9 protein-coding genes and 5 tRNA genes are annotated in these 11,848 nt (G+C 63.5%); 5 read left to right on the top strand and 9 right to left on the bottom strand.

What is annotated here, in order from left to right; translation table 11 throughout:
• Positions 1–103: 103 nt before the first annotated feature.
• Positions 104–2,629 carry a fimbria/pilus outer membrane usher protein gene (locus tag QQ992_RS07555; protein ID WP_286112840.1) on the top strand — a complete coding sequence of 842 codons (2,526 nt, stop codon included), beginning with the start codon at positions 104–106 and terminating at the stop codon, positions 2,627–2,629.
• 4 nt (positions 2,630–2,633) lie between these two features.
• Entirely contained in the window at positions 2,634–3,725 is a 1,092-nt protein-coding gene (locus tag QQ992_RS07550; RefSeq protein ID WP_286112838.1) for a fimbrial protein, read from the top strand.
• 97 nt (positions 3,726–3,822) lie between these two features.
• Here QQ992_RS07550 and QQ992_RS07545 read toward each other — a convergent pair.
• The 5 genes from QQ992_RS07545 to QQ992_RS07525 all read right to left on the bottom strand — a co-directional run bounded on the left by QQ992_RS07545 (position 3,823) and on the right by QQ992_RS07525 (position 4,383).
• Positions 3,823–3,898, bottom strand: a tRNA-Gly gene (locus tag QQ992_RS07545).
• Between the two features lie 83 nt (positions 3,899–3,981).
• A tRNA-Gly gene (locus QQ992_RS07540) sits at positions 3,982–4,057 on the bottom strand.
• Positions 4,058–4,060: 3 nt separating this feature from the next.
• Positions 4,061–4,136 (bottom strand) — tRNA-Glu (locus QQ992_RS07535).
• Positions 4,137–4,227: 91 nt separating this feature from the next.
• Positions 4,228–4,303, bottom strand: a tRNA-Gly gene (locus QQ992_RS07530).
• A gap of 4 nt (positions 4,304–4,307) precedes the next feature.
• Positions 4,308–4,383: transfer RNA gene (locus QQ992_RS07525), tRNA-Glu, on the bottom strand.
• Between the two features lie 273 nt (positions 4,384–4,656).
• Here QQ992_RS07525 and QQ992_RS07520 point away from each other — a divergent pair.
• Positions 4,657–5,424: a hypothetical protein gene (locus QQ992_RS07520; protein WP_119370898.1), complete on the top strand. Its 768-nt coding sequence runs from the start codon at positions 4,657–4,659 to the stop codon at positions 5,422–5,424.
• Positions 5,425–5,582: 158 nt separating this feature from the next.
• Here QQ992_RS07520 and QQ992_RS07515 read toward each other — a convergent pair whose 3' ends face one another.
• Both QQ992_RS07515 and QQ992_RS07510 read right to left on the bottom strand, forming a co-directional pair.
• Positions 5,583–6,065, bottom strand: coding sequence for a GAF domain-containing protein (locus QQ992_RS07515; RefSeq protein ID WP_286112836.1), 483 nt, complete (start codon positions 6,063–6,065; stop codon positions 5,583–5,585).
• Positions 6,066–6,953, bottom strand: a complete 888-nt coding sequence (locus QQ992_RS07510; RefSeq protein ID WP_286112835.1) for an ATP-binding protein — start codon at positions 6,951–6,953, stop codon at positions 6,066–6,068.
• Positions 6,954–7,029: 76 nt separating this feature from the next.
• On the opposite strand from QQ992_RS07510, the gene QQ992_RS07505 reads away from it, so the two are divergent.
• On the top strand, positions 7,030–9,387 hold the full coding sequence (locus QQ992_RS07505; protein ID WP_286112833.1) for a hybrid sensor histidine kinase/response regulator: 2,358 nt from the start codon (positions 7,030–7,032) through the stop codon (positions 9,385–9,387).
• Here the strand turns inward: QQ992_RS07505 and QQ992_RS07500 are convergent.
• A complete protein-coding gene (locus tag QQ992_RS07500) occupies positions 9,377–9,865 on the bottom strand; it encodes a glutathione peroxidase (protein WP_060498722.1) in 489 nt (162 codons plus the stop codon). The two genes, QQ992_RS07505 and QQ992_RS07500, sit on opposite strands and share 11 nt — an antisense overlap.
• 13 nt (positions 9,866–9,878) lie before the next feature.
• Entirely contained in the window at positions 9,879–10,274 is a 396-nt protein-coding gene (msrB, locus tag QQ992_RS07495; RefSeq protein WP_016715103.1) for a peptide-methionine (R)-S-oxide reductase MsrB, read from the bottom strand.
• A 167-nt stretch (positions 10,275–10,441) separates the two neighbouring features.
• Here msrB and QQ992_RS07490 point away from each other — a divergent pair, with 167 nt between their 5' ends.
• Positions 10,442–11,653, top strand: coding sequence for a pyridoxal phosphate-dependent aminotransferase (locus QQ992_RS07490; protein ID WP_019099440.1), 1,212 nt, complete (start codon positions 10,442–10,444; stop codon positions 11,651–11,653).
• The last annotated feature ends 195 nt before the right edge of the window (positions 11,654–11,848 follow it).

The raw sequence follows: 11,848 nt of genomic DNA, 5'->3' as shown, positions 1-11,848 counted from the left end.
CATCCTGCATCGCCATTAATTCCTATCGTGCGGCCCTTCGTTCCCGCTGCCACGGCCAACCTGCGCGAAGGCCAGGCCCGTCGCCCCCGATAGGTAACCGTCCATGCCCCCCCTCCCCCAACGCTCACGCACGCTATCCCGCATGCGCCTTGCGCCGTTGCTGGCGCTGGGTGGCACCAGCCTGCTGCTGTGTGCCTACCGGCCAGCGCTGGCCAGCCCGCCAGCACCGGTGTTCAACGCCAGTTTCATGCGCCAGGCCCCTGGCGAGTCGGCCGACGCCGCGCAGCTGGCGCTGCAGTCACTCGCCGTCAGTGAGTCCCTGGCACCCGGCCGATATCGCGTCGGCATCACGCTGAACCTGGCCTACCTCGGCGAACGCGAGCTGGACTTCTTGCCCAGCCTCGACCAGCAAGGCCTGCAAGCGTGCCTGTCGGCCGACCTGCTGCGCGAATTCGGCCTGCGCGAGGAGGCCCTGGAACAGCCGCTGGATGACAGCATGCCCTGCCAGGACCTGGCCAGCCTGCTGCCAGACGCCCGTGCCGAACTCGACCCCGGCAAGCTGCAACTGGCCGTGTCGATCCCGCAGTTCGCCCTGCGCCGCGACATTGCCGGCGCGGTACCGGCCGAGCACTGGGACGCCGGTATCAACGCCGCCTTTCTCAACTACCAGGTTGCCACCCAGGCCCTCAACCGCCGTGGTGGCAGCCAAGCCAGCCATGACCTGCTGCTCAACAGCGGCGTCAACCTCGGTGCCTGGCGCCTGCGCAGCAGCCAGGCGCTGCGCGACGACGGCCAAGGCGAACGCAACTGGACCCGCAGCAACACTTACCTGCAACGCGACTTGCCCGACAACCGCGGCAACTTCACCCTTGGCGAAACCTTCAGCCACGGCGACGTCTTCCGCAGCCTGCCATTCAAGGGCATGCAGGTGGCCTCCGACATGGGCATGCTGCCTGACGTGATGCAGAGCTACGCCCCCGTCATCCGCGGCGTCGCCCAGACCCGGGCAAAACTGGAGGTGCTGCTCAACGGTTACCCCATCTACACCACCTTCGTCGCCCCTGGGCCCTATGAGATCGACGACCTCGGCATAGGCGGCGGCAGCGGTGAACTGGAAGTGGTGCTGACCGAAGCCGACGGCCAGGTACGGCGCTTCATCCAGCCGTATTCCAGCCTGGCCAACCTGCTGCGCCCAGGCGTGTGGCGCTACAGCGCCACCTTGGGCCGCTACAATGGCGCCGAACACCTCGACAACCCACTGCTGTGGCAGGCGACCCTGGCCCGCGGCGGCAGCTGGAGCACCTTGTATGGCGGCGTGCAGGGCGGCGATTACTACCGCGCCGCACTGCTTGGCATGGCCCGCGACCTGGGGCATCTGGGCGCGGTGTCGCTGGATGTCACCCAGGCCAGCGCCGACCTCGGCAAGCGGCTCGGCCAGGTGCAAGGCCAAAGCTATTCTGCCCGCTACGGCAAGGCCTTCACTACCGGCACCAACCTGCGGTTTGCCGGCTACCGCTACTCAAGCGAAGGCTACCGCGACTTTGACGAGGCCGTACGCGAACGCCATGCCTACAGCGGTTACCTCGGCAACCGCCGCAGTCGCCTCGAAGCCTCGGTGTACCAGAGCCTGGGCAACCACGGCTCGCTGAGCCTGACCCTGTCCCAGGACGACTACTGGCGCAGCAACCTGCAACGCAGGCAGTACCAGCTGCAGTACAACACCCAGTACCGCAACATCAATTTCAACCTGTTCGCCTCGCAATCGCTGGCCAGCAACAGTCGCCAGGACCGCCTGATCGGCCTGAGCATGACCTTGCCCCTGGACTGGTTCAGCGGTGCCAGTGCCACGTTCGCCACCCAGGCCAGTAACGGGCGCCAGAGCCAACGCGCCAGCCTCAGCGGCGGCGCGCTGGACAACCGCTTCAGGTACACCGCCTCGACCACCCGCGACATCCAGCAGCAGACATCCGGCGCGCTCTCGGTCGGTTACCAGGGCGCCAAGGCCAACTTCGGTGCCGGCTACACCCAAGGCAGCGACTACCAGTCATTCTCGGCCAACGCCAGTGGCGCCATGTTGCTGCACGCAGGTGGCCTGACCCTGGCCAGCCAGCTAGGTGAAACCAATGCCCTGGTCGAGGTCCCCGGTACGCCTGGTCTCGGGGTGCAAAACGCCCCCGGCGGCAGCACCGACAGCGCAGGCTTTATGATCGCACCGCACTTGCGCCCCTATCGCAACAACCCGTTGCACCTGGAAACCGCCAACCTGGGCCCTCAGGTACAGATCGACAACGGCAGCACCCAGGTAGTGCCCCGCCGCGGCGCAGTCGTCAAAGCAACCTTTTCCGCCCGCAACGTCAGCCGCCTGATCCTGACCTTGCTACAGGCCAACGGCAAGCCGCTCCCCTTCGGCGCCCAGGTCAGTGATGAGCAGGGCCAGGTGTTGGCGATTGTCGGCCAAGCCGGCCAAACGCTGGTGGCCACCGGCGACAAACCACAGCTATTCCGCGCGCAGTGGGGCGAGCAGACCTGCCAGTTGGCCATCACCCCTCGCAGCATGCGCCAGGAACAAGGCTACCACCTGGACACCCTGCAATGCCCGTCACCCACGACAGACAGCCCCCGGACCTGAACCCATGAAACTATCCACCTGCGCCTCGTTGACCCCCCTGTGCCTGGCACTGTTGGCCAGCGGGGAAGCATTTGCACTATCGGCCTGCGACTGGGAGAGCGGCGTTAGCGGCGAACTGGTGCATAACCTCAATCTCAGCCCCACCTGGGTAGGCCGGGATGCGCCAATCGGCGCCGTGATCGGCCAGGCCGACGTGCGCTACAACCTGCCTAACGAAGCTGGTACACGGGTGATTTGTACCAACTTCGGCGCCGCAGGGCCGACCCTTACAGCCCGCGTGGACAATACCCAGCCACTGTTCACCGGCCCGTTGCCGCCAGTCAACGGCGAAGACCTCACCGGTCGCGTGATCGAGACTGGCGTGGACGGTATCGGCATTCATGTGCGCCTGGACGACCCCTATCACGGCGCAGGCGGCTCGCCCATCAATGCGTGGACCTATATCAAATGGATGTCGGTCCCATGGCAAGGCTACGCTGACCACGACCCCGGGCCTACCGGCATCCAGTTGAGCAACCTGCGTGCGTTCATCACCCTGATCAAGACCGGCCCGATAGCGCCCGGCCCCCAGTCGTTCAATGGCGTGCAACTGTTCAATGGCACCTACAGCGACGTCGGTACCGTGATGCGGTATCACCTGCATGGCACGGTCACCGCCGCGCAGTGCACGCTGAAGGCCGACGCGGTCAACCCAGACCCGGTTGAACTGGGTACACACGAGGTGAAGGACTTCGGCACCCCCGGTGACGTCACCAAAGCGGTCCCTTTCCAGATCAGGCTCAACGACTGTGAAAGCGACGCGGCTGGCGGCACCCAGGCCTACGTCCGGCTCGACGGAGCCAATGGGTCGACCCCGATCGACGTCGACAAGGGCGTATTCAGCCTGTCCAGCGGCTCGGGTGCTACCGGCATTGGCATCCAGGTGCTGCAAGCCGACGGCATCACCCCGTTCCGGCTTGAAGAAGACGTTGCTGTGAAACCGCTGAGCCCCGGCGATATCGCCTTGGATTTTCAGGCCCGCTATTACCAGACCGACCCCATCGTCACCCCTGGCGAGGCCAATGGGGCGCTCAATTTCACCATCACTTATCGCTGATACCCAACCAGCCTGGCAACGCGCTGCCAGGCTGGCGGTTTTTGGAACGGCGAAAACGCAAAAAGGAACCCGAAGGTTCCTTTTTGCGTTACATGTTTGGAGCGGGAAACGAGACTCGAACTCGCGACCCCGACCTTGGCAAGGTCGTGCTCTACCAACTGAGCTATTCCCGCATTTGAAGCTTTACCGCTTTCGGCGTGAAGCGCCCTGAAGCCTTCACCACCACTGCACCGCATAGACGCCACAGTATTTAAACTGGAGCGGGAAACGAGACTCGAACTCGCGACCCCGACCTTGGCAAGGTCGTGCTCTACCAACTGAGCTATTCCCGCAAATGGCGTCCCCTAGGGGACTCGAACCCCTGTTACCGCCGTGAAAGGGCGGTGTCCTAGGCCACTAGACGAAGGGGACACACAACACTTTTCAGTGCACCAGACTTGAACCTCACGATTCACCCTGGATTTTCTTTTCCTGCCTCGCCGTTAAGCGTTGCCGGAGAAACTGGAGCGGGAAACGAGACTCGAACTCGCGACCCCGACCTTGGCAAGGTCGTGCTCTACCAACTGAGCTATTCCCGCAATTTGGCGTCCCCTAGGGGACTCGAACCCCTGTTACCGCCGTGAAAGGGCGGTGTCCTAGGCCACTAGACGAAGGGGACACGCTGCTGGCATTACTGCCTGCTTTCACTCCCTGCCGCGTTTCGCTGTGTGCTTTACGCTGCAAGTGGCGCGCATTCTAGGGATGGTTCGAAGATGCGTCAACCCCTTTGTAGAAATTTATTTAAATCAATGACTTCCGGGTGGGTGGAGGTGCAGATGCGGGGCGGGTTGTCGATATAGAGAGAAGCCAGTGCAGGCATATAGCCGCTGTTCGTCCTCCGGCGAACTCACTACACTCAAAGCTGTAATTCTTCTTCAATGAGGCATTAACGGTGACACCACTTCTGATCACCCTGCTCATCGTGGCGGGCATCGCGTTGCTGATCGTGATCGGCTACCTCAACAATGTGGTCGAGAATGGCAAGATCGAACGCGTCCGGACGAGGGTCGAGCTGGCCGACCGCCTGCGCCGCTGTGGCGAAATCACCGAGACCTTCCCCGGGCAGTTCATGACCCCGGCCCTCAAATTGCTGCTGACCCGCCTGGAACTGAACCTCAACCAGCGCCAGCTGGCGGTGGACAAGCACAATGCCGAGCTAAAGGCGCGCATCGCCGAGCTGGAGGGGGTGATTGCCCTGGGCGACAAGATACCGGTGAACAACCCGCCCAACCCGATCCACACCGAGGTGAAGGCCAAGGATGTACGCTTCTTGCTGGAGGCGATGCACAATCAGGTAACCCGCGCCGCCCAGGAAGGCTTCCTGCCAGCACCCGAGGCCAAGCACTGGGTCAAGGAAATCCGCCATATCCTGGTGCTGTTGCATATCGAGTTTTTCAACAACCTTGGCCAGCAGGCCCTGCAGAAGAACCAGCCGGGCCAGGCGCGCCTGGCGTTCGAGCGTGGCGTGCAATACCTGCGCAAGCAGCCGGAGCCGAAGGTGTATGAAGAGCAGCTGACCTATCTGGAGAAGCTGCTGGCCCGGGCCAACGCCCAGGTGCTGGACCGCATGGCACCGGCGGAGGATGAGCACAACGCACTGACTGACGGGCTCAAGACCGATGAGGAAGAGACCTGGAAGAAGAAGGTGATGTACGACTAAGCCCTGCGCCGCCTCCCTGTAGGAGCGGCCTTGTGTCGCGATGGGCCGCAAGGCGGCCCCGGCGATTTCGGTGTTGATGCATAAATCTGGGGCCGCTTTGCGGCCCATCGCGACACAAGGCCGCTCCTACAGGGATAGCGCAGGCCGTTGGACAGTGATCAGCAGTCGGTCAGCTCAAGGAAGATCGCCGCCAACCGCTCCAGCCCCGCCTGGTCCGCCTCACTGAAACGCCCAACCTTCGGGCTATCCAGATCCAGCACCCCAATCAACCTGCCTTCCTTCACCAACGGGATCACCAGCTCGCTGTTGGACGCGCTGTCACAGGCAATGTGCCCAGGGAACGCATGCACATCTTCCACCCGCTGGGTCTGCCGGGTGGCTGCCGCCGCCCCGCACACGCCCTTGCTGAACGGAATGCGCACGCACGCCACCTGGCCCTGGAACGGCCCCAGCACCAGCTCTTCGTTGTGGTTGAGGTAGAACCCCGCCCAGTTCAGGTCGTCCACCTGGTTGTACAGAAACGCCGAAAACTGCGCGGCATTGGCGATGAAGTCACGCTCGTCGGCAAACAGCGCCTGCACTTGCGCCGCCAGCAGGTTGTAGCCGTCGAGGCCGGCGCCACTGGCATTGAGGTCGATCATTTACTTTTGCTCCAGCAATTGCAGCCCGACCCAGTAGCGGGCGAACTGATAGGCACAACGGCCATTACGGTTACCGCGGCCGGTGGCCCAGCGCACGGCGAGGATGTCGAGTTCTTCTGTACGCTGCCAGGCAAGGCCCGCAGGGCGCGCCAGCTGGCCGATCCAGTGTTCGACCACATTCAGGAAGTGGTCTTGGGTAAACGGGTAGAACGACAGCCACAGGCCAAAGCGGTCAGACAAGGCGATCTTGTCTTCCACGGCTTCGCTGGGGTGCAGCTCGCCGTCCACGCGCTTCCAGTTCTCGTTGTCGCTCTCTTTCTCCGGCACCAGGTGGCGGCGGTTGGAGGTGGCGTACAGCAGCACGTTGTCCGGGGCCTGTTCCAGCGAGCCGTCAAGCACGCTTTTCAGCACCCGGTAGTCGCCCTCCCCCGCTTCGAACGACAGGTCGTCGCAGAACAGGATGAAGCGTTGCGGCAGCTTCTGCAGCTGCTCGACCACCCGTGGCAGGTCGGCCAGGTGGTCGCGTTCGATTTCGATCAGGCGCAGGCCGGCGCCGGCATGTTCGGCCAGCAAGGCACGCACCAGCGACGACTTGCCAGTACCGCGCGAGCCCCACAGCAATGCGTGGTTGGCCGGCAGGCCGTTGATGAACTGGTGGGTGTTGCGGCCCAGCTGGTCGCGCTGTTTGTCGACACCGATCAGGTCGGTCAAGCGGATGTCCAGGCTGACTTCCAGCGGCAGCAGGTAACCACTGCGGCCATCGCGCTGCCAGCGGGCAGCCAGGGTGGCCCCCCAGTCGATGTTCGGGCGTTGTGCCGGCAACAGGGGTTCGAGGCGCGCCAGTACCGATTCGGCGCGGTCCAGGAAAGCAATCAAGCGAGCGTCCATGACGACTCCTAACAAGACAGGTGAGATTTCCAGCTGAATGTGTGACAGGCCCGCCAGCTGCCGGGGCTATTCGGCTATGCTTGCGCAGCGCAAGGGACGTGAAACCGGCTCGGGACTCATGGATATCAAGTTCACCAATCGCCTGTCATACAAGCAAGCCCGGTTGACAGTCCTGGTCGGCTTCATCCTGGGAACATTGCTCAGTCTCATCCAGATCGGCATCGATTATGCCAGCGAAGACGCGTCCATCAACCGCGAAGTGCGCGCGTTGCTGCAAATCAGCCACAACCCGGCCTCGCGCATCGCCTACAACATCGACGCAGAACTGGCGCTGGAGCTGACCCGTGGCCTGCTGCAGTCGCCCGCCATCATCCGCGCGCGGCTGATCGACAACAACGAAACGGTGCTGGCCGACGTCGAGCGGCCCAGGCTGGAGGACCGCTACCGGCCACTGAGCGACTTTCTGTTCGGCGAACAGCGCCAGTTCAAGGAACGCCTGTACCTCACCCACATGCCCGAGGAATACCTCGGCACCCTGTACCTGGACGTCGACACCTACGCCTTCGGCAGCCGCTTCCTCGACCGCGCCGGCATCACCCTGCTCAACGGCTTTGCCCGCAGCCTGGTGCTGACCGGCATCCTGCTGGCGTTGTTCTACATGATGCTGACCAAGCCACTGGTGACGGTGATCGGCGCACTCAGCGGCAGCGACCCGCGCAAACCCCGGCAAACCCGCCTTGAATGCCCACATGGGCACGAACACGACGAAATCGGCGTGCTGGTGAAGGTCGCCAACCAGCAGTTCGTCAGCATGGCCACCGAGATCGAACAACGGCGCACCGCGGAAAACCGCCTGACCCAGTACCTGAACGAGCTGGAAGACATCGTCTCGGCACGCACCAACGAGCTGAAAGCCAGCAACAGCAGCCTGAGCCTGTCCAACCAGGAGCTGGAACAGGCCCGCAGCCGCGCGCTGGACATGGCCCAGGCGCGCGCCGCCTTCCTGGCCAACATGAGCCACGAAATCCGCACCCCGCTCAACGGCATGCTCGGCATGATCGCCCTGGCGCTGGACAACCCGTTGCCCAGCGAGCAACGCCAGCAACTGGCGATTGCCCACGACTCGGGCAAGGTGCTGGTGGAACTGCTGAACGATATCCTCGACCTGTCCAAGTTCGATGCCGGCCAGCTGGAACTGGAGCGCATTGCGTTCGACATGGGCTCGATGGTGGAAGACACCGCCAACCTGCTGTCGCAGAACACCGCGCAAAGCGTAGAGCTGACCTGCCTGATCGCCCGCGACTTCCCCAGCAGCGTGCTCGGCGACCCCACGCGGGTACGGCAGATCGTCAGCAACCTGCTATCCAACGCGCTCAAGTTCACCCGCTTCGGCCGTGTCGACATACGCCTGGTGACGATCGTCGGCGGCGTGCGCCTGGAGGTACGCGATACCGGCATTGGCATTCCCGAAGAGGCCCAGGTGCGGATCTTCCAGCCGTTCACCCAGGCCGGTGCCGGCATCACCCGCCAGTACGGTGGCACCGGCCTGGGCCTGGCGCTGACACGCAACCTGTGCAAGGCCATGCAAGGCCACCTGCACATTCGCTCCGAGCCGGGCTTCGGCAGCTGCTTCACGGCCGAGCTGCCACTGCCGGTGCACACCGAAGCCATCCCGCCGACACCGCTGCATGGTCGGGTGGCCGCGCTAAGTGCAGCCGGTAGCGGGCTTAACGAGCTGTTGCAGAACCTGCTGCCCGCCTGGGGCCTGGCCTACCAGCGCCATGACAGCAGCGCCACGCTGGACACCACAGCGATCGACCTGCTGATCACCGACGACGTGGACCACCTGTTCGAACTGCGCCCGGCACTGAAAACGCCGATTCTGCTGGTAACCGCCTACGGCAACTTCCTGCCCAACGAGCAGTCGCTGGCCTTGGCACCCTTGCATCAACTGGCCCGGCCTTTGGCACGTAACGCCTTGTACCAGACGCTGCGCCGCACCTTGCAAGGCCATGAGCCCGAGCACCCACTGGCCACCCCGGCCATTAGCCTGGAGCAAGGGCGAGCGCGGATTTTGCTGGTAGAAGACAACCCGGTGAATCAGCTCGTGGCCAGAGGCATGCTGGCCAAGCTCGGCTGCCAGGTGCAGCTGGCCACCCAGGGCGCCGAGGCCCTGGAGTTGCTGGAGCAGGATGAATTCGACCTGGTACTGATGGACTGCAACATGCCGGTCATGGACGGCTATGAGGCCAGCCGGCGCATCCGCCAGAGCGGGCGCTGGCCACACCTGCCTATCGTTGCGCTCACCGCCAACGCCATGCCCGAAGAGCGCGAACGCTGCCGGGCGGCGGGCATGAGCGACTACCTGGCCAAGCCGTTCCGCCGCGAAGAGCTACTGGCCCTGGTCGACCACTGGGTACCCTTCAACGGCTGAGCAAACGCTCGATGTCCGCTTCCAGGGCCTGCGGCTTGGTGGTGGGCGCGTAACGCGTGACCTGGCCGCTGGCCGGGTCGACCAGAAACTTGGTGAAGTTCCACTTGATCTTCTGGCTACCCAGAATGCCCGGGGCGCGTTGTTTGAGCTCGACGAACAGCGGGTGAGCGCCCGGGCCGTTGACCTCGATCTTGCGAAACAGCGGAAAGCTCACGCCGAAGTTGCGCTCGCAGAACTGCGCAATGTCCCGTGCATCGCCTGGTTCCTGCTTGCCGAACTGGTTGCAGGGAAAGCCCAGCACCACCAGGCCGCGCGCGCGGTAGGCCTGCCACAGCTGCTCAAGGCCCTTGTACTGCGGGGTAAAGCCGCACTGGCTGGCGGTATTGACCACCAGCAGCGCTTTGCCCGGGAAGTCGCCAAGCTTCTTGTGCTCGCCGCCTAGGGTTACGCAGGGGATGTCCAGCATCGATCCAGCCATGGTCGGGCTCCGGTCAGTCGCGTGGGCGCAAGTCGATGCACACCGAGTTGATGCAGTAGCGCAGGCCGGTTGGTGGCGGGCCGTCGGGGAACACATGGCCCAGGTGCGCGTCGCAGCGGGCACAGGTAACTTCGGTGCGGATCATGCCGTGGGAGGTGTCACGGATCTCGATCATCGCGCTGTCCTCGATCGGCGCGTAAAAGCTTGGCCAGCCGCAGCCGGAATCGAACTTGGTCTGCGCATCGAACAACGCCAGGCCGCAGCAGATGCAATGGTAGATGCCATCGCGGCGCTCGCTGTTGTACTTGCCGCTGAACGGCCGCTCGGTGCCCTTGAGACGGCATACCTGGTACTGCTCGGGGTCGAGCATCGACCGCCATTCATCCAGGGTTTTTTCGATCTTTTTCATGCAGGAACCTCGGCAGGCTGAATTTCACCCCGCACCGTCTTTTCCGGGGCGCGGGTGGCACGTATATTAGTTGGCTTCGTGTGCCAGGCGTTCAGTCTGGCACCCGCTTCCTGCCGTTTCAAACCTTTCGGCGTGGGTGGCGTGTTTTCTCATATCGGGATCCCATCATGCAGTTCAGCAAATCGAACAAGCTCGCCAATGTCTGCTACGACATTCGCGGCCCAGTGCTCAAGCACGCCAAACGCCTGGAAGAGGAAGGCCACCGCATCCTCAAGCTGAACATCGGCAACCCGGCGCCGTTTGGCTTCGAGGCGCCGGATGAAATCCTTCAGGATGTCATCCGCAACCTGCCCACCGCGCAAGGCTACAGCGACTCCAAGGGCCTGTTCAGCGCGCGCAAGGCGGTGATGCAGTACTGCCAGCAAAAGGAAATCGAAGGCGTCACCATCGAGGACATCTACCTCGGTAACGGCGTGTCCGAGCTGATCGTCATGTCGATGCAGGCGCTGCTGAACAACGGCGACGAAGTGCTGATCCCGGCACCCGACTACCCGCTGTGGACCGCCGCCGTGAGCCTGGCCGGCGGCAAGCCGGTGCACTACCTGTGCGACGAGCAGGCCGACTGGTTCCCCGACCTTGAAGACATCAAGGCCAAGATCACCCCGAACACCAAGGCCCTGGTGATCATCAACCCGAACAACCCGACCGGCGCGGTGTACTCCAAAGCGCTGCTGCAGGGCATGCTGGAGCTGGCCCGCCAGCACAACCTGGTGGTGTTCTCCGACGAGATCTACGACAAGATCCTGTACGACGAAGCCGTGCACATCAGCACCGCCTCGCTGGCCCCCGACCTGCTGTGCCTGACCTTCAACGGCCTGTCCAAGTCGTACCGGGTGGCGGGCTTCCGTTCCGGCTGGCTGATCATCTCCGGGCCCAAGCACCACGCGCAAAGCTACATCGAAGGCATCGACATGCTGGCCAACATGCGCCTGTGCGCCAACGTGCCGGCCCAGCATGCCATCCAGACCGCGCTGGGCGGTTACCAGAGCATCAACGACCTGGTGCTGCCGCCAGGCCGTTTGCTGGAGCAGCGCAACCGCACCTATGAACTGCTCAACGACATCCCGGGCGTGAGCTGCGTGAAGCCGATGGGTGCGCTGTATGCGTTCCCGCGTATCGACCCGAAAGTGTGCCCGATTCTCAACGACGAGAAGTTCGCGCTTGACCTGCTGCTGTCGGAAAAGCTGCTGATCGTGCAGGGTACGGCGTTCAACTGGCCGTGGCCGGACCACTTCCGCGTGGTGACCTTGCCGCGGGTGGATGACCTGGAAGCGGCGATTGGCCGGATCGGTAATTTCCTGCGGACTTATTCGCAGTAGGGTTCGGCTGGGGTTTTGTGGTGGCGCGTAGATTGAGCGCCGCCCGCGCGGCGCATCGCGAGCAAGCTCGCTCCTACATTTGTTTCGGGCCAATTTTTCCTGTGGGATTTGCGCGCGTACGCTTTGGCGCATGGCTCGGTATCGCGTCGTACAAACAAGGCGGTCTCGCGCGCCTGTCACAGGCGATACTGGCCC

The organism is Pseudomonas kurunegalensis (assembly GCF_030291635.1).
Classification (GTDB): Bacteria; Pseudomonadota; Gammaproteobacteria; order Pseudomonadales; family Pseudomonadaceae; genus Aquipseudomonas; species Aquipseudomonas monteilii.
The sequence above is the reverse complement of the archived record's forward strand: the minus strand, read 5'-3'. Positions and strand labels throughout refer to the sequence as shown.

Excerpts from the sequence above, each read along its gene's own strand:
- QQ992_RS07555 (WP_286112840.1), top strand. The coding sequence starts at position 104 with ATGCCCCCCCTCCCCCAACGCTCACGCACGCTATCCCGCATGCGCCTT.
- QQ992_RS07550 (WP_286112838.1), top strand. The coding sequence starts at position 2,634 with ATGAAACTATCCACCTGCGCCTCGTTGACCCCCCTGTGCCTGGCACTG.
- QQ992_RS07515 (WP_286112836.1), bottom strand. The coding sequence starts at position 6,065 with ATGATCGACCTCAATGCCAGTGGCGCCGGCCTCGACGGCTACAACCTG.
- QQ992_RS07510 (WP_286112835.1), bottom strand. The coding sequence starts at position 6,953 with ATGGACGCTCGCTTGATTGCTTTCCTGGACCGCGCCGAATCGGTACTG.
- QQ992_RS07505 (WP_286112833.1), top strand. The coding sequence starts at position 7,030 with ATGCTTGCGCAGCGCAAGGGACGTGAAACCGGCTCGGGACTCATGGAT.
- QQ992_RS07500 (WP_060498722.1), bottom strand. The coding sequence starts at position 9,865 with ATGGCTGGATCGATGCTGGACATCCCCTGCGTAACCCTAGGCGGCGAG.
- msrB (WP_016715103.1), bottom strand. The coding sequence starts at position 10,274 with ATGAAAAAGATCGAAAAAACCCTGGATGAATGGCGGTCGATGCTCGAC.
- QQ992_RS07490 (WP_019099440.1), top strand. The coding sequence starts at position 10,442 with ATGCAGTTCAGCAAATCGAACAAGCTCGCCAATGTCTGCTACGACATT.